General features: G+C 35.1%; 17 protein-coding genes and 1 pseudogene. All 18 read left to right on the top strand.

Features of this window, described 5'->3' with window-relative positions:
- Positions 1–7 precede the first annotated feature (7 nt).
- The 18 genes and pseudogenes from phoU (CAT7_RS02245) (at position 8) to trxB (ending at position 18119) form a co-directional block, all read left to right on the top strand.
- Positions 8–687: pseudogene (gene phoU, locus CAT7_RS02245) on the top strand (phosphate signaling complex protein PhoU).
- A gap of 276 nt (positions 688–963) precedes the next feature.
- Positions 964–1827, top strand: a complete 864-nt coding sequence (locus tag CAT7_RS02240) for a phosphate ABC transporter substrate-binding protein PstS family protein (protein WP_007721549.1) — start codon at positions 964–966, stop codon at positions 1825–1827.
- A gap of 116 nt (positions 1828–1943) precedes the next feature.
- On the top strand, positions 1944–2864 hold the full coding sequence (gene pstC, locus CAT7_RS02235; RefSeq protein ID WP_007721548.1) for a phosphate ABC transporter permease subunit PstC: 921 nt from the start codon (positions 1944–1946) through the stop codon (positions 2862–2864).
- A complete protein-coding gene (gene pstA, locus CAT7_RS02230) occupies positions 2864–3748 on the top strand; it encodes a phosphate ABC transporter permease PstA (RefSeq protein WP_007721547.1) in 885 nt (294 codons plus the stop codon). The genes pstC and pstA overlap by 1 nt, the downstream gene beginning before the upstream one ends.
- A 56-nt stretch (positions 3749–3804) precedes the next feature.
- On the top strand, positions 3805–4611 hold the full coding sequence (gene pstB, locus CAT7_RS02225) for a phosphate ABC transporter ATP-binding protein PstB (RefSeq protein WP_007721546.1): 807 nt from the start codon (positions 3805–3807) through the stop codon (positions 4609–4611).
- 12 nt (positions 4612–4623) lie between these two features.
- Positions 4624–5388, top strand: a complete 765-nt coding sequence (gene pstB / locus CAT7_RS02220) for a phosphate ABC transporter ATP-binding protein PstB (protein WP_007721545.1) — start codon at positions 4624–4626, stop codon at positions 5386–5388.
- A gap of 95 nt (positions 5389–5483) precedes the next feature.
- On the top strand, positions 5484–6110 hold the full coding sequence (gene phoU, locus CAT7_RS02215; RefSeq protein ID WP_407921357.1) for a phosphate signaling complex protein PhoU: 627 nt from the start codon (positions 5484–5486) through the stop codon (positions 6108–6110).
- A gap of 142 nt (positions 6111–6252) precedes the next feature.
- Positions 6253–6897, top strand: coding sequence for an HD domain-containing protein (locus CAT7_RS02210; protein WP_007721541.1), 645 nt, complete (start codon positions 6253–6255; stop codon positions 6895–6897).
- A gap of 153 nt (positions 6898–7050) precedes the next feature.
- A complete protein-coding gene (gene uvrA, locus CAT7_RS02205; protein ID WP_007721539.1) occupies positions 7051–9900 on the top strand; it encodes an excinuclease ABC subunit UvrA in 2850 nt (949 codons plus the stop codon).
- 325 nt (positions 9901–10225) lie between these two features.
- Positions 10226–11800, top strand: a complete 1575-nt coding sequence (gene liaX / locus CAT7_RS02200) for a daptomycin-sensing surface protein LiaX (RefSeq protein ID WP_007721537.1) — start codon at positions 10226–10228, stop codon at positions 11798–11800.
- A 41-nt stretch (positions 11801–11841) separates the two neighbouring features.
- Positions 11842–12147 (top strand): PspC domain-containing protein, encoded by a 306-nt coding sequence (locus CAT7_RS02195; protein ID WP_007721535.1) that lies wholly within the window; start codon positions 11842–11844, stop codon positions 12145–12147.
- Positions 12147–12497 carry a phage holin family protein gene (locus CAT7_RS02190; protein ID WP_007721534.1) on the top strand — a complete coding sequence of 117 codons (351 nt, stop codon included), beginning with the start codon at positions 12147–12149 and terminating at the stop codon, positions 12495–12497. The genes CAT7_RS02195 and CAT7_RS02190 overlap by 1 nt, the downstream gene beginning before the upstream one ends.
- 222 nt (positions 12498–12719) lie before the next feature.
- Positions 12720–13652: an HPr(Ser) kinase/phosphatase gene (hprK, locus tag CAT7_RS02185; protein WP_007721532.1), complete on the top strand. Its 933-nt coding sequence runs from the start codon at positions 12720–12722 to the stop codon at positions 13650–13652.
- A 16-nt stretch (positions 13653–13668) separates the two neighbouring features.
- Positions 13669–14535 carry a prolipoprotein diacylglyceryl transferase gene (gene lgt, locus CAT7_RS02180; protein ID WP_007721530.1) on the top strand — a complete coding sequence of 289 codons (867 nt, stop codon included), beginning with the start codon at positions 13669–13671 and terminating at the stop codon, positions 14533–14535.
- A 24-nt stretch (positions 14536–14559) separates the two neighbouring features.
- A complete protein-coding gene (locus tag CAT7_RS02175; protein WP_007721528.1) occupies positions 14560–15564 on the top strand; it encodes an NAD(P)H-dependent glycerol-3-phosphate dehydrogenase in 1005 nt (334 codons plus the stop codon).
- A 45-nt stretch (positions 15565–15609) separates the two neighbouring features.
- Positions 15610–16491: a UTP--glucose-1-phosphate uridylyltransferase GalU gene (gene galU, locus CAT7_RS02170; RefSeq protein ID WP_007721526.1), complete on the top strand. Its 882-nt coding sequence runs from the start codon at positions 15610–15612 to the stop codon at positions 16489–16491.
- Between the two features lie 138 nt (positions 16492–16629).
- On the top strand, positions 16630–17061 hold the full coding sequence (locus tag CAT7_RS02165) for a tetratricopeptide repeat protein (protein WP_007721524.1): 432 nt from the start codon (positions 16630–16632) through the stop codon (positions 17059–17061).
- Between the two features lie 104 nt (positions 17062–17165).
- Positions 17166–18119: a thioredoxin-disulfide reductase gene (trxB, locus tag CAT7_RS02160; protein ID WP_007721522.1), complete on the top strand. Its 954-nt coding sequence runs from the start codon at positions 17166–17168 to the stop codon at positions 18117–18119.
- Positions 18120–18428: the final 309 nt, after the last annotated feature.

Here is an 18428-nt window from a genome sequence, read left to right as displayed (position 1 = left end):
ATAATAGATGGAGGAAAATGAATTGAGAAAAGTATTTGAAGAAGAACTTGCAGACTTACATGTTCATTTTCGGAAATGGGTATGATGGTTAATGAGGCCATTTATAAGTCGGTTAAGGCTTTTATTAATCATGATAGAGAACTAGCCCAAGAAGTTATTGAAAATGATGTACTAATCAATACACGCGAAACAGAGTTAGAAAAGAAATGTTTTGAATTGATTGCACTGCAACAACCGGTTACAAGTGATTTGCGGAAGATAGTAACAGTCATGAAAGCTTGCGCCGATTTAGAGAGAATGGGAGACCATGCAGTGAGTGTGGCGAAATCGACTATTCGAGTTAAAGGTACTAAACGAGTTCCAAAAATCGAAGCAGAGATAGCTGAACTTTCAGAAAAAGTAAAAGTAATGGTTGAAGGTGTGCTAGAAGCATATATTAAAGAAGATGCTAACAAAGCGAAAAATCTCGCAACAGCTATTAATGCTATTGATTTTGAGTTTTATGAAATTTATCGACAATGTATTGATGAAATGAAAGTCGATCCAGAATTAGTTCTAGGAGCTACAGATTACATGTTGGTAGCGCGGTATTTAAAACGGATGGGTGATTATGTTACTAATATTTGTGAGTGGATTGTTTATTTGAAAACAGGTAAAGTTGTAGAATTAAATACAAGCAAACATTAGATAGCAATTAGGTAAGAAGGATGGTTAATAGGGTTGGGATTAGATGAAAAAGTCCTCATTAACTTATTTGTAGGATGAATAGGATAAACTAGCGTCAAATAGAGATAAAACTCAATTTGACGCTATTTTCTTTGCTCTTTTAATTTAAAAAAGATAGAATAATAATAGAATGTAAAGTGGGTTTACATAAAATTTACAATTATGCTATTTAATATTTACAATAGTAGGTTATTATTAAGAAGTATGTAATTTAGCTAAATACCTAGGAGGTATAAAATGAAACTAAAAAATAGTCGACTTATGTTAACTATTGCATTTGCATTTATTCTGACAGCATGCGGTCCAGTAGTAGAAGAGGAATCGATTACTGCAGTTGGATCATCTGCATTGCAACCACTTGTAGAAGCAGCCGGTGAACAATATGGTGCTGAAAATGTTGGGAAGTTTATTAACGTACAAGGTGGAGGTAGTGGAACAGGCTTAAGTCAAATTGCTGCAGATGCAGTAGAAATCGGAAATTCAGATATTTTTGCAGAAGAAAAAGATGGTATAGACGCCTCTAAATTAGTAGATCATCGTGTGGCGGTTGTAGGCATTACGCCAATTGTTACACCAGGTACAGGAGTTACTGATGTTAGTATAGAAGAATTACAAAAGATATTCACAGGTAAAATTACGAATTGGTCAGAATTAGGCGGGAAAGATTTACCGATAACGGTTTTAAACCGTGCATCTGGTAGTGGAACACGTGCTACATTTGAACAATGGGTTTTAGAAGAAGGACAAAATAGTATTATCACACAAGAACAAGAGTCAAGCGGTACAGTAAGACAAATCGTGGCAAATACTCCTGGAACAATCAGTTATGTTGCTTTTTCGTATGTAAACGATGATGTTGAAGCATTAACAATTAATGGAGTAGAGCCAACAGACGAAAATGTAAAAACAAATGAGTGGTTGATTTGGTCTTATGAGCATATGTATACTCATGGAGAACCTACTGGATTGACGAAAGAATTCATTGATTACATTATGTCTGATGATATTCAAGCAACATTAATTGGAGCGTTGGGATATATACCAACTAGCCAAATGGAAGTAGAACGAGATGTTGAGGGAAATACAGTGCCCGTAGAATAAGTAAATCAATAAATAACAGTATTAGAAAATTAATAGATAGCATGGATTGAAGACGACTATTCAATAGAAAAGCCGTCTTTCAACTTGTTATATTTGATATAAGAGGAGGGCTTCTTTTGGAAGAGATTCAAGCAAAATTACTTGGAAACTCAAAAAAAGGCAGACTGGAAAAATTAGGAAAAACAGTTAGTTTTATTTGTATCGCTATTATCGTATTTGTAGTTGTCTCAATTTTGTATTTTGTTACTAGCAAAGGACTTTCTACATTCTTCACAGATGGCGTTTCTTTTTGGGGCTTCCTGACAGGTTCTGTATGGAGTCCTGGTAATGTTGGTGAAAATGGTCAACCACTTGTTGGAGCACTTCCAATGATTACAGGATCATTTTTAGTTACCTTGCTTTCAGCAGTATTAGCAACACCTTTTGCAATTGGTGCGGCCATTTTTATGACGGAAATCTCTCCATCTACTGGGAAAAAAGTTCTACAGCCAGTAGTTGAATTATTAGTAGGAATACCATCGGTTGTTTATGGATTTATTGGTTTGACCGTGGTTGTTCCTGTTGTTCGTTCTGTTTTTGGCGGTACTGGATTTGGTATTCTATCTTCTACTTTCGTATTATTTGTAATGATTTTGCCAACTGTAACAAGTATGGCGGTAGATGCTTTAAATTCTGTACCAAGATATTACCGTGAAGCTTCTCTAGCTATGGGTGCAACAAGATGGCAAACGATTTATAAAGTAGTTTTGAGAAGTGCAATGCCTGGATTGCTAACAGCTGTTGTTTTTGGGATGGCTCGTGCGTTTGGAGAAGCCTTAGCGGTTCAAATGGTTATTGGGAATGCGGCTTTAATGCCGACAAGTTTAGTTACACCTGCTTCAACATTAACAAGTATCTTAACTATGAGTATGGGAAATACCGTTATGGGTACACTAGAAAACAATGTCCTTTGGTCTCTTGCTTTAATTTTAATGATCATGGCATTATTCTTTAACATCTTAACGCGTTGGATTGGTAAGAAAGGGGCTATGAAATAATGAGCGCAAAAAAATGGGATAAATTCGCAGTCGGCGTCTTGTATGCTTTATCAATATTCATCGTTCTTATTTTATTTAGCTTATTAGCTTTTATTTTAATTCGAGGCTTACCGCAAATTTCGTGGGAATTTTTAACTCAACCAGCAAAATCTTTTCAAGTTGGCGGTGGGATTGGAATTCAATTATTTAATTCATTTTACTTATTGTTCTTGACGATGCTAATTAGCACGCCTTTAGCTTTAGGAGCAGCAATTTATCTGTCTGAATATGCAAAACAAAATTGGTTAACAGATATTATTAGAACAGCGATAGAAGTGTTGAGTTCTTTACCTTCTGTAGTTGTAGGACTTTTTGGTTTCTTAATTTTTGTTATTCAATTTGATTTTGGATTCTCTATTCTTTCAGGAGCATTGGCATTAACTATTTTTAATTTGCCTTTATTGACAAGAACGATAGAAGATTCTCTGCAAGCTATACCTGGTGTTCAAAGAGAAGCAGGATTAGCTTTAGGTTTATCTCGGTGGGAAACGGTCACTCGTATTATTTTACCTGCAGCAATACCAGGTATTTTAACAGGTATGATTTTAGCCGCTGGACGTATTTTTGGTGAAGCAGCTGCTTTGATCTATACAGCTGGACAAAGTGCACCTGCACTAGATTTTGCCAACTGGAACCCGCAATCAATCACTAGTCCATTAAACATCATGCGACCAGCTGAAACCTTAGCTGTTCATATTTGGAAAATCAATAGTGAAGGGGTTATGCCTGACGGAGCGCAAGTGTCAGCAGGAGCTTCCGCTGTTTTAGTTCTTGCAGTATTGTTGTTTAATGTAGTAGCTCGTTATCTAGGGAAAAAACTACAAAAGAAAGCTACTTCTGCTTAATGAACGCAAGAGCTAGTGTGTAACAAGGATTCAGTTAGACAAGGAGGATTTAAGCAATGCCCAATCAAACTAACTTAGAAACAAATATTTTAAAAATGTCCGCTGACAAAAAAATTGACTTATCTACCGAAGATTTGCATGTATGGTATGGAGACAATGAAGCCATCAAAGGGGTTTCGTTGGAATTCGAGGAAAACAAAATCACTTCTCTTATTGGTCCTAGTGGATGTGGTAAATCAACTTATCTGCGTTCGTTAAATCGTATGAATGATGAAATTGAATCTGCTAAAGTGACAGGGAAAATCATTTATAAAGGTATTGATGTAAATGCTTCAAATATCGATGTATATGAAATGCGTAAAAATATTGGAATGGTATTTCAACGCCCTAATCCTTTTAGTAAATCAATTTATGATAATATTGCTTTTGCATTACGTAGACATGGAATCAAAGATAAAAATACGTTAGATGAAGCGGTGGAAACAAGTTTAAAACAAGCTGCTTTATGGGATCAAGTAAAAGATCAATTAAATAAAAGTGCCTTAGCATTATCTGGTGGACAACAACAACGCTTATGTATCGCAAGAGCTATTGCTCTTAAACCAGATATTTTATTGCTAGATGAACCTGCAAGTGCATTGGACCCCATTTCTACTAGTCAAGTAGAAGAAACATTGCTGCAATTGAAAGAAGATTATTCAATTGTTATTGTTACTCACAACATGCAACAAGCTTCAAGAATCAGTGACTATACAGCTTTCTTTTATGTTGGAAATGTTATTGAGTACGATGAAACGAGAAAAGTATTTACTCGTCCAAAAATTCAAGCAACAGAAGATTATGTATCTGGTCATTTTGGTTAGGAGGAAAAAATAGTGAGCAACGAAAAATTTATTATTGAATCGAATGACGTTCATTTGTATTATGGAAAAAATGAAGCATTAAAAGGTGTATCGCTTAATTTTAAGCCTAAAGAAATAACTGCTTTAATTGGACCAAGTGGTTGTGGGAAATCAACATTTCTAAGAACACTGAACCGTATGAATGATTTGATTCCAGATGTCACTATTACTGGTAACGTAAAATTTGAAGACAAAGAAATTTATAGTCCTAAGATGGATACCGTTGAGTTAAGAAAAAAAGTGGGAATGGTGTTTCAACAGCCTAACCCATTCCCGTTTTCAATATATGAAAATGTTGCTTACGGTTTAAAAATAGCAGGAATGAAAGACAAAGCAAAAATTGATGCTATTGTTGAAGAAAGCCTAAAAAAAGCAGCCGTTTGGGAAGATGTTAAAGATAAATTGCATAAAAGTGCTCTTTCACTTTCAGGGGGACAACAACAACGGGTTTGTATCGCACGCGTATTAGCGATTGAACCATCTGTTATTTTGCTCGATGAGCCAACAAGTGCTTTAGATCCAATATCAAGTGCAAAAATTGAAAATATGTTATTAGAACTAAAAAAAGATTACACGATGATAATTGTTACTCATAACATGCAACAAGCTTCAAGAATTTCAGATAACACAGCCTTTTTCTTAAATGGGCATTTAATTGAGTATGGAGAAACAAGACAAATTTTTACAAGACCAAAAGAAAAAGAAACTGACGACTATATTTCTGGACGTTTTGGGTAATTCGTTGCATAATTAAGAAAATGGTATAGGAGTGATGGAAAGTGAGACGCGTATTTGAAGAAGAATTAAACGATTTACACGTTCATTTTTTTGAAATGGGCAAAATGGTCAATGAAGCTATTTATAAATCAGTAAAAGCATTTATAAACCATGATAAGGAACTTGCTCAACAAGTAATTGATGGCGACATAGAAATCAATAGACGTGAAACTGATCTAGAAAAACAATGTTTTGAAATGATTGCTTTGCAACAACCGGTAACGACTGACTTAAGAAAAATTGTAACAGTCATGAAAGCTTGTGCAGATCTTGAGCGAATGGGCGACCACGCGGTTAGTATTGCAAAATCGACTATTCGAGTAAAAGGAAATAAACGTATTTATGAAGTCGAAGCAGAAATTGCTGAGATGTCTGAAAAAGTTAAAGTAATGGTTCAAGGTGTTTTAGATGCCTATATAAATTTTGATACAGCAAAAGCTAAAGAAGTAGCTTTAAGCGATAGAGCAGTAGATAAAGATGCAAAAAAAATTCATTCGGATTGTATTGAACATATGAAAATTGATTCAGAAATCGTATTAGGAGGATCCGATTACATGCTTGTAGCGGGATACCTAGAACGAATTGGTGATTATGTTACAAATATCTCTGAATGGATTGTGTACTTGAATTCAGGAAAAGTTGTGGAATTAAATACCCACAATAAAAACACACCCATAAATTAAATAGTAAAAAAAGCGACTGGAATACTATTCCAGTCGCTTTTTTAGGCTCATAATGAGATGCGTAAAACCAAGCATCTTTTGCTTTATTTGGTTTTCTATGTTAGGATTATAAAAATTTACCAAAGGGAAGGAATGAAATGAGATGGGAATGCATCAATACATTAAAAGCTTGAGTGATTTGGAAAATATATTTCGCTGTCCTGGAAAGTTTAAATACGAAGATCACTCTGTCGCAGCCCATTCTTTTAAAGTGACTCAAATTGCTCAATTTTTAGGAACTGTAGAAGAACAAGCGGGAAACGTGGTTGATTGGCGTGCTTTATATGAAAAAGCGCTCAATCATGACTATACAGAGTTATTCATTGGGGATATAAAAACGCCTGTTAAATACGCTACCCCGGAACTAAGAGAAATGTTAGCGGATGTAGAAGACTCTATGACAGAGAACTTTATAAAAAAAGAGATTCCAACAGAATTTCAAGCTGTATATTTCGAACGATTAAAAGAAGGAAAAGATGATACGTTAGAAGGTCAAATTTTATCTGTTTCAGACAAAGTAGATTTATTATATGAATCTTTTGGAGAAATTCAAAAAGGAAATCCTGAACGGGTATTTACTGAAATATATGAAGAATCTTTGCAAACAATTTTAGAGTTTAGGCATTTGGCTAGTACACACTATTTCTTGAAAGAAGTACTGCCTGATTTATTAAGTGGAAACTTTACGAATCAAGATCAATTGCAAAAGATAACACAACGAATCGTTTCAGATTCGCTAGCAGATTAATTGTGAACAAACGTTCGCCAAAATTAATAAGTTGTGATAAACTAATAGGATAAGAATAGGATGCATCTTGCTATCCTATTTTTTGTGTTTTCGTTAAACTAAACTTATCTATAAAGTAGAAGCGTAAAAAATAACTCAAAAGGAAGTAAGCATATGGCACATGATAAAATTACCGTCAGGGGCGCGCGTTCACATAATTTAAAAAATATTGACGTAACTATACCTAGAGATAAATTAGTTGTCGTGACAGGATTATCAGGATCTGGCAAAAGTTCTTTAGCGTTCGATACATTATATGCAGAAGGACAAAGACGCTATGTTGAAAGCCTTTCTGCTTACGCTCGTCAATTTCTTGGTCAGATGGATAAACCAGATGTCGACAGTATAGATGGATTAAGTCCAGCTATCTCTATTGACCAAAAAACAACGAGTAAAAATCCTCGTTCGACAGTGGGAACGGTAACAGAAATCAATGATTATTTAAGACTGTTATACGCTCGTATCGGTCATCCTATTTGTCCAAATGATGGAACTGAAATTGCTAGTCAGACCGTTGAACAAATGGTAGACCGTATACTAGAGTATCCAGAGCGGACTAAAATTCAGTTGTTGGCTCCCATTGTTACAGGAAAAAAAGGCCAGCACAAGAAAATTTTTGATAAAATTAAATCTGAAGGCTATGTTCGTGTTCGTGTAGATAAAGAAATGTATGATATTACCGATGAAATTGAATTAGATAAGAATAAAAAACACGATATTGAAATTGTCATTGATCGGATAGTCGTAAAGGAAGGTATTCGGTCGCGCTTATTTGACTCGTTTGAAGCTGCTTTACGTTTAGCGGAGGGTTATGCTATTGCGGATATTATGGGACAAGAAGAAGTTCTTTTTAGTGAGCACTATTCATGCCCTTATTGTGGGTTTAGTGTAGGCGAATTAGAACCCCGATTATTTTCGTTTAATGCTCCTTTTGGTTCATGTCCTGATTGTGATGGATTAGGTGTGAAGCTAGAAGTTGATATTGATTTGGTCGTTCCAGATAAAAGCTTAACTTTAAAAGAAGGCGCTCTGTTACCATGGAACCCAATTAGTTCGAATTACTACCCACAAATGTTAGAACAAGCGTGTAACCACTTTAACATTGATCAAACAATTCCATTTGAAGAGATGTCGGAAGAAGATCAAGCCTTTGTTTTGCACGGCTCAAAAGGAAAACTGTTCCATTTTCATCATAAAAATGATTTTGGTGGTGTAAGAGATGTTGATATTCCCTTTGAAGGTGTTCTTCGCAATATTGAAAGACGCTACCGTGAAACAAACAGTGACTTCACAAGAGATCAAATGCGGTTGTATATGACTGAATTAACTTGCCAATCTTGTGGTGGAAAAAGATTAAATCCAGAAGCTCTTTCTGTAAAAGTAGCGGGCAAAGATATTGGAGAAGTATGCGGATACCCTATTGAAGACTCCATCCAATTTTTTACTGACTTGCCGATGTCTGAGCAAGAACAGATGATTGCAAAGCCTATTTTGAAAGAAGTAAATGACCGCTTGTCATTCTTGAAAAATGTTGGCCTAAATTATCTAACATTGAGCCGAACTGCTGGAACCTTATCTGGTGGAGAGGCGCAGCGCATCCGTTTAGCAACTCAGATTGGCTCTAATTTATCAGGTGTTTTATATATCTTGGATGAACCTTCAATAGGATTGCACCAAAGAGATAATAATCGCTTAATTGAATCCTTGCAAAAAATGCGTGATTTAGGAAATACTCTTATCGTGGTTGAACATGATGAAGACACCATGAGAGCAGCCGATTATTTAATTGATATAGGTCCAGGAGCCGGCGAAAAGGGCGGCGAAATCATGGCGATTGGAACACCGGATGAAGTTGCTAATAATGAAAATTCCTTAACAGGAGCCTATTTGTTAGGTAAAAAATTTATACCTGTTCCAAAAGAGCGTCGTACAGAAGATAAAGGATTCATTCGTGTCAAAGGAGCTGCTGAAAATAACTTAAAAAATGTGAATGTAGATTTTCCACTTAGTCGTTTTATAGCAGTTACAGGTGTTTCAGGTTCGGGTAAAAGTTCTTTAGTCAATGCTGTTTTGAAAAAGACTTTGTCTCGTGATTTAAATCGTTCAAAACAAAAGCCCGGAAAATACAAATCGATAGAAGGGCATAAAGGCTTAGAAAAAGTGATTGATATTGATCAAAGCCCAATAGGACGTACGCCTAGAAGTAACCCAGCGACTTACACGAGTGTATTTGATGATATACGTGATTTGTTTGCCCAAACAAATGAAGCTAAAATAAGAGGGTATAAAAAAGGTCGCTTTAGTTTCAATGTTAAAGGTGGACGTTGTGAAGCATGCCGAGGAGATGGGATTTTAAAAATTGAAATGCATTTCCTGCCTGATGTGTATGTACCATGTGAAATATGTCATGGGACACGTTACAATTCTGAAACTTTAGAAGTGAGATACAAAGGTAAGAATATTTCTGACGTCTTAAATATGACAGTAGAAGAAGCTGTTGTCTTTTTCGAAAACGTACCTAAAATTCGTAAGAAAATTCAAACAATTATTGATGTGGGACTCGGATATGTCACCCTTGGTCAGCCTGCGACTACATTGTCAGGTGGGGAAGCCCAACGTATGAAGCTAGCTAGTGAATTGCGCAAAAGTTCTAATGGGGATAATTTCTATATCTTGGATGAACCAACTACGGGATTGCACACAGACGATATCGCACGTTTACTAGTAGTGTTAAATCGATTAGTAGAAGCGGGAAATACGGTCTTAGTTATTGAACATAATTTGGATGTCATCAAAACAGCCGATTACGTGATTGATTTAGGTCCTGAAGGTGGAGCTGGTGGTGGTACCATTATTGCTACGGGTACACCAGAAGAAGTAGCTAAGGTTAAGAAAAGTTACACTGGTATGTATTTAGCTGAAATCTTGAAAAGAGATAAAAAACGTGGAGAAAGTGTGAACTAATCCAATAATTCTCTATAAGTAAACCAATTGTTAGCTAATAAAAAATTTGAAAAGGATAGACCAACCGGATTCGTTATCGGTTGGTTTATCCTTTTTAAAGTGTTTCTTTTTTTAAATAACTTTGTTTCATGTTAAACTAGACGTGAAAAGTTGCCCTCCTGTTCAGACTATGTAACGACAATAAAATCGTACTTAAGTCCTATGACAAACTTCCTTAGATGACGCATAATGATGATAACAACAAAGCACAGCCTAAAAATAACCGCTAACTATTATCAATCAATTATTACTGAATGAATTGGAAAACTTTAAGGAGGAACTGACAATGAAACAAAGAGAAAGAATACTCGAATTAGTTAAACAAGGAATTATTTCTACTGAAGAAGCGTTAGTTTTACTAGAAAACGCAGCGAAAAAAGAAGGTAAAGAAGCAATTAAGAAAGAAAATGCGCATACTCATGTTGAGGAACCACAGCCAACTCCACCCAAAGACACTTTTTTTGAAGACATAACAGAGGATCCTGCATTTTCACAATTAAATGAAGACAGTCAAAATGAAGACTTTTCTAATGAAGAACAAAAAGATCGTGAACAACTAGAAAAGATCTTAGAAAGTTTAGCAAATGAAGCCTCCTCTTATTCAGTTAAATTAGATGAAAAAAATCTTGAAATTGCTATGATCAAAAGCAAACTTAGATTGGTTCAAGAAAAATTAATGGTACTTGAAACAAAAGAAGATTTAGAGGGATTGAATCCTGAAAAATTACCAGAGATGAATCAAATGAAAAATGAGATAAATGAATTGAAAGCTCAATTGGAAGACTTAGAAGAAGATAAATCAGAACTAGAAAACCAATTGAAAACAGTAAAAAGAAAACAATGGGGAACTCAAAAGAAACAAATTTCAGAAAAATTTGAGATACCCGAAGATTGGAAAGAAACAATGGACGAAACGTTGAATCAAGTAACGGGCAAAGTGGTCGATACTGGAAATCAATTTGGCAAGTTCATGAAAAACACCTTCTCAACAGTGATTGAGAATATGGATTGGAAAGATGTAAATGTTCGTGTTCCTGGTTTAGCTTCAACTAAATTTACACATGAATTTAATTACCCAGAAAGTTCTGCCTCTATTCTTGATGTAAAAGTTGCAAACGGAAATGTCTTATTTAAAAATTGGGACAGCCAAGATATCAAAGTAGAAGCTGAAATTAAAATCTACGGCAAAATAGACACGGCAACTCCTTTAGAAGCCTTTGAAAAACGAAGCACAGTGGAAGTGACAGATGAAAAAATGTTGTTCCACGTTCCAAATAAACGGTTACGTTGTGACTTAGTTTTTTACCTTCCTGAAAGAGTGTATGATCATACCGCAATCAGTCTTTTAAATGGAAATGTGAAATTTGAAGATTTTGAAGGAAAAGATTTTTATATTAAATGTACAAATGGAAATGTCTTTTTCCAAAATCTTACAGCGACAATGTTGGAAACGGATGGCGTTAATGGTACAGTTACAGTGTTAGACAGCACAGTAAGAGATCTGATGGTTAAAAGCGTAAATGGTGGAATCGTTACCCGTGGTAAAATTAAGAGCGGAAACCTTTCAACAGTAAACGGAACAGTAAAGGTTACTTTAGAAGGTGAAGATTTAACACGTCTTGCAGCATCTTCTGTAAATGGCAGTGTGAAAGTGTCTTTCCCTAAAAACTATAGCGTAGAAGGCGAAGCGAAAAGCAATTTAGGAACCATCCAAAATCGAGTTGAAAATCTTGAAACATTAAAAGAAAGAAAAGACCGCACAAGTCAACTTTTGGAATTTAGAAGAATAGCCGATACTCAATCATTAATATTAAAATTAGAAACAACAACAGGAAATATCTTGTTGAAAGAAGTAGAATAAAATTATTAAGTAGTGATAAACTATAAAAGAGGTGAATGTAAATGAAAAAATTAACGAAATCAAGAGATAATAAAATGGTAAGTGGTGTACTAGCTGGAGTTGCAGAATATTTTGGCTTTGACCCAACATTGCTTCGTATCATTTATGGAGCTGCTACACTAATTGGAGTAGGTTCGCCATTTATTCTTTATATCGTATTAGCGATTGTGATTCCAGAAGCACCTATAAACGGCAACACAAAAAATCCAAAATCTTATGGGTTTAAACCAGGTGCTAAAGGACCAGAACATCATGCTCCGCGCAAGGAAGCTGAAAAAGTTAAAGAAGAAGACTGGAGTGACTTTTAGTGAGATTTTGGCAAAAAATTATTGTTAATGCGGTACTTTTTCTAGCATTAGCTGGTCTTTTGCAAAATATGTTCTATGTAGAAAGTTTTTGGGTATCGTTAGGAGCTAGTATTGTCTTGGCAATACTGAATATGGCTGTTAAACCCATATTATTTATCCTCTCGCTGCCTATTACTTTATTAACGTTAGGATTATTTACGATAGTCATAAATGCAACAATGTTGAGTTTGACCTCTTTCATTATAGGTAGCGGATTTGAATTTTCATCGTTTGGTGCGACTATGCTCATTGCTATGTTAGTGTCATTAGTCAATATGGTGCTAAATAGTCAATTCAGACAACCTAATTAAATAGACTAGGATCAGAATGAAATTGTTCTGATCCTTTTTTATTTTTTACTCAAAAAAGTTGGGAAATAAAAGAACTTAAATCATTTTACTATTTGATTAGCTTTTCTTTCTATTTCCTTTAAACGGAATGATTAAAATGTTAAAATGAAAGTTATATAATAGTTTTTTTAATGATTAAATCTAAGAATAAAAAAATGATCTTTAAATAGAGGAGAAAAAAATATGGCAGAAAGTGTAACGGTTAAACAATTAGTAGACACTTTGGAGTTAAAAGTACATAACGGAGAGGAATTTCTTGATCGTAAGATTTTAACAGAGGATATTTCACGACCAGGTCTAGAACTTACTGGCTATTTTAACTATTATCCTCAAGAACGCATTCAATTATTTGGTAGGACAGAAATATCATTTTCTGAACAAATGACTAGCGATGAGCGGTTAATTGTTATGCGAAGAATGTGTCAAGTGGATACCCCAGCTTTTCTAATTTCAAGAGGATTAACACCTCCAAAAGAATTGATACAAGCAACTACTGAAAAAGGAATTCCGTTACTTTCTTCTATGCAATCTACAACACGATTATCAAGTAATGTAACGAATTTTCTAGAAGCACAGTTAGCCGAACGAATATCTCTACATGGTGTATTGGTAGATATATACGGAATGGGTGTTATGATTACTGGAGATAGCGGTGTAGGTAAAAGTGAAACGGCCTTAGAATTAATTAAAAGAGGACATAGACTCGTAGCAGATGATCGCGTTGAAATGTACCAAATGGATAGAATAATTATTGGGGAGCCACCTGAAATTTTAAGTCATTTAATGGAGATTCGTGGAATCGGTATTATAGACGTCGTGAATTTGTTTGGGGTGGGTTCCATTAGATTAAGCAAAACGGTTAATTTAGTGGTAAATTTAGAACTATGGGACAAAGAAAAAACGTATGACAGATTAGGCAGCGGAGAAGAAAAAAAACGTATTTTAGACGTAGATGTTCCAAAAATTTCTATTCCTGTTAGAACTGGACGGAATTTAGCTGTTATTATTGAGAGTGCAGCTATGAATACCAGAGCAAAAATCATGGGGTATAATGCTACTGAAACTTTTGAGCGAAATTTAGAAAAATTGATTGAAAAAAATTCAATTGAACAGTAAGAATGGAGATTAGAAGATGAGCAATTTGTTAGGGGCAATTAATCCAATTGCCTTTTCATTAGGACCTCTGGATGTGTATTGGTATGGAATCATTATAGCTGTAGGAATTTTTTCAGCTATTTTTCTAAGTACTCGAGAAGCAGAAAAAAGAGGAATCGAAGGAGATCATATCGTGGATATGGCTCTTTGGGCATTACCGATAGCTTTTATTGGAGCACGGTTGTATTATGTCTTGTTTGAACTAGGATATTATCTTGAAAATCCTAGCCAGATCATTGCAATTTGGAATGGTGGTATAGCGATTTATGGCGGCTTAATAGCTGGGGGATTAACAGTATACTGGTATACAAAAAAGAAAGGTATTCCAATTTGGTTGATGCTAGACATTTTAGCACCTAATGTGTTACTTGCTCAAGCTCTTGGCCGCTGGGGCAATTTTATGAACCAAGAAGCACATGGCGGAGAAGTAACAAGATCATTTTTAGAAAATTTATTTTTGCCAGAATTTATTATCAAGCAAATGGAAATCAACGGTGTTTACTACCACCCTACTTTTCTTTACGAATCACTTTGGAGTCTAGCAGGTTTTGTATTGATCGTTGTTTTACGCAATAAAAAACACTTGCTGCGACAAGGTGAAGTGGCTTTGAGTTATGTTCTTTGGTATTCATTTGGGCGATTCTTTATTGAGGGCCTTAGAACAGACAGTTTATGGATTTTTGACTTCTTACGTGTATCACAAGCCTTATCATTAGTTTTATTTGTAGGAGCAATTTGTCTATGGATCTATAGAAGAAGAGATTATCCACCTGTTCCATATTACACAGATGGAATGAAGCCGCAAAAAAAGAATAAAAGTACGAAAAATTTAAAAAAGAAGTAATCGATACAAAGGAGTCTGAATAAGATGTCAAAGAAAGTAGCTGTTTTAGGAGCTGGTTCTTGGGGAACGGCTTTAGCAATGGTATTAGAAGAAAATGGGAATGACGTTCATTTATGGAGTCATAAAGCAAAACAAGCGGATGAAATCAATCTTAAACACACCAACAAACTTTATCTGCCAGCTGTAGTTTTAGCTGAAAATATTAAAGCAACTTCGCATATTGAAGAAGCAATCAAAGATGCAGATATCATTGTTTTTGTTATTCCAACTAAAGCGATCCGCGATGTAGCAAGTAAAGTTGCCCCTCTTTTAACTAAGCCAACTATTATTGTTCATGCAAGTAAAGGGTTAGAACAAGAGAGCCACAAACGTATTTCAGAAATTTTGGAAGAAGAAATCCCAGAAAGCAAACGACAAGCTGTGGTAGCTTTATCTGGTCCTAGCCATGCAGAAGAAGTTGCGGTCAAGGATTTAACAACGATTACTGCGGCTTCAACAAATGAAGAGGCTACTAAGGTAGTGCAAGACTTATTCATGACAGATTATTTTAGAGTATATACGAATGATGACATAATTGGTGTTGAACTGGGAGCAGCTTTAAAAAACATCATCGCAGTAGGAGCCGGAGCACTTCAAGGGTTAGGTTATGGAGATAATGCGAAAGCGGCTTTGATGACTAGAGGGTTGGCTGAAATAAGCCGTTTAGGTGTAGCTTTTGGAGCAGATCCGATGACTTTTCTAGGATTGAGTGGTGTAGGAGACTTAATTGTTACTTGTACGAGTGTCCATTCTAGAAACTGGAGAGCGGGTCACATGTTAGGCAAAGGCAATAGTTTGAAAGAAGTTCTCGAAAGTATGGGAATGGTTGTAGAAGGAATTGCAACAACGAAAGCAGCTTATGAATTAGCTCAGCAAAAGGGGATTGAAATGCCAATCACTGCAGCAATTTACGAAGTATTGTATAATGAAGCTAACGTGGAAGATATTATTGTTTCTTTAATGAAACGCGATGGAAAATCAGAAGCATAATATAATTTAGCTACACTACTATAAATAATTGGAGGAATACAGCATATGCAAAAAGTACGTAAAGCAGTTATCCCGGCAGCAGGGTTAGGAACAAGATTTTTACCTGCAACAAAAGCAATGGCTAAAGAAATGTTGCCAATCGTTGACAAACCAACGATTCAATTTATTGTTGAAGAAGCAATCAATTCAGGGATTGAAGATATTCTAATTGTAACTGGAAAAAGCAAACGACCTATCGAAGATCACTTTGACTCAAATCCAGAATTAGAAGCTAATTTGAAATCTAAAGGAAAAATGGAGCTATTAGAATTAGTTGAAGAAACAACTGGTTTGAATTTGTTTTTTGTTCGTCAATCGTATCCAAAAGGATTGGGCGATGCCGTCTTGCAAGCTAAAGCCTTTGTTGGAAACGAACCTTTTGTGGTTATGTTGGGTGATGACTTGATGGAAGATGAAGTACCATTAACAAAACAATTAATCAACGGATACGACAAAACGCATGCTTCAAATATTGCAGTGATGAAAGTACCGCATGAAGAAACATCAAAATATGGCATCATCGATGTTGAAGGGCAAGTAGATGAAACAACGTATAATGTTCGTCGTTTTGTGGAAAAACCAAATCCAGAAGATGCACCAAGTGATCTAGCGATTATTGGCCGTTATTTGTTAACTCCTGAAATTTTTGATATTTTAGAAAATCAAGAACCAGGAGCAGGAAATGAAATTCAGTTAACAGATGCAATCGACACACTAAATAAAACACAACGTGTATTTGCTCATGAATTCAAAGGGACCCGTTATGATGTAGGGGATAAATTTGGCTTCTTAAAAACAAGTATTCAATATGGTTTAAAACATCCAGAAATCAAAGATTCACTAAATGACTATATTATTGAGTTGGGTAAAAAATTAGAAAAAGAATAAAACTAAATAAAGTTAGCCAAAAAGATGAGCTCTAATAGTTCATCTTTTTGTGCATCTATGGGAGCGAACAAGACCTATTAAAAATGTTGCCCATATGCTATACTATTATGCAAATGTTACTTTAGAGGAGGGTTGCACATGTCTGAAATAGAAAATCAAAAGGCGACAATCATAGAAGTTATTCCAACAAGTGAATTTTATTTTCAACGTGGAATTACGGCATTTCAAAAAAATGAAATGGATCGTGCAAAAAAATACTTCTCACGAGCAGTGACGTTATCGAGAAATGAAGAGGAATCTATTTTTGCCTCTTGTCAGTTAGCTATTTGTTATCAACATACTGGTGAGTACGACGAATCAATTGAACTTTTAGATGAATTAATTGAAAAAAGTGGCGATATTTTTGCAGAAGCCTATTATTTTCAAGCGAATAATTATGCTTTTAAAGATGATTTGGAAAAATCTTTAATATTGGTAGAACAGTATCTAACGCTAGACCCAGATGGTGATTTTGTTGAAGAAGCATCTGATTTACAAGAAACGCTTAAAATGGAATTGAATGATTTTTAAGTAGCTTGCTCATTTACTTCTAATTTGTAAGCAAAAAGATGGCGGTTTGACTTTGAAAGATGTAAAGTAAAGAGAAACAATTAAGGAAAATGAGGGATTTCATTATGGAAACTGAAGAAAAAATTTATGATGTTGTCGTTATTGGAAGTGGCCCTGCAGGCATGACGGCTGCTTTATACGCTTCAAGATCAAACTTGTCTACACTTATGTTGGAACGCGGAGTACCTGGCGGACAAATGATTAATACTGCAGAGATTGAAAATTATCCTGGATTCAATAGTATTTTAGGACCAGAATTATCAGATAAAATGTTTGAGGGTTCGAAACAATTTGGTGCTGAATATGCTTATGCGGATGTACAAGAAATTCAACAAGGGGTAGAATACAAAACCATTATTGCTGGAAAAAAAATCTTTAAGACACGTTCAATCATTATTGCTACAGGAGCAGAACACCGTAAGTTAGGTGTTAGTGGTGAAAATGAATACAACGGTCGTGGAGTATCTTATTGTGCGGTTTGTGATGGCGCATTTTTCCGTAATAAAGAGTTGGTTGTTGTCGGCGGTGGAGACTCAGCTGTCGAAGAAGGAACGTATTTGACTCAATTTGCCAAAAAAGTAACGATTATTCACCGTCGTGATGAGTTAAGAGCTCAAAAAATTCTTCAAGATAGAGCATTTAAAAATGAAAAAGTTGACTTTATATGGGATTCTACTGTAGAAAATATTTATGGTGATGACAATAAAGTAACAGGTGTGAAAGTTAGAAACGTTCATACGAATGAAGTCCAAGAATATGCTGCAGATGGAGCGTTTATTTATGTAGGCATTCTGCCAAACACAGACAAATTTAGAGACTTAGGTATTACAGATGAAGAAGGCTGGATTCAAACAAACGAAACAATGGAAACTTCACAACCAGGAATTTTTGCAATAGGCGATGTCCGATTAACACCGTTACGCCAAGTTGCAACAGCTGTTGGTGATGGCAGCTTAGCAGGAAATGCTGTTTTTCATTATGTTGAAAAATTGAAAGAAAGCTTAGTAGCAAAAGTTTAAAAATGAAAAATAGTGGTCAATAAAAAGTGTAAAATTGAAAAAAGAAACGAAAGAAATCTCAATGTCATTAACTGAATAGACTTGATTACTGTAAAGAGTGAGGGTTCATGTGTTTTATGCATGACCTTTCACTCTTTTTTGATTAAAAGAGTGAAATGGAAGAGAACTTTTTTATTTTCCATTTGCCTCTTTTCTTCAATAGCCTTAAGTTAATGACATTGGCCAAGTAGTATTTCTTATTTTTGTCATTATAGTAGTGACTTTAAAATATATTTATAGATGATGTATTCTTTTCAGTTATGTTGATTA

It is taken from the genome of Carnobacterium sp. AT7, from assembly GCF_000171855.1.
In the GTDB taxonomy this organism is placed as follows: Bacteria; Bacillota; Bacilli; order Lactobacillales; family Carnobacteriaceae; genus Carnobacterium_B; species Carnobacterium_B jeotgali.
This window is presented reverse-complemented; position numbering and strand designations above follow the sequence as displayed.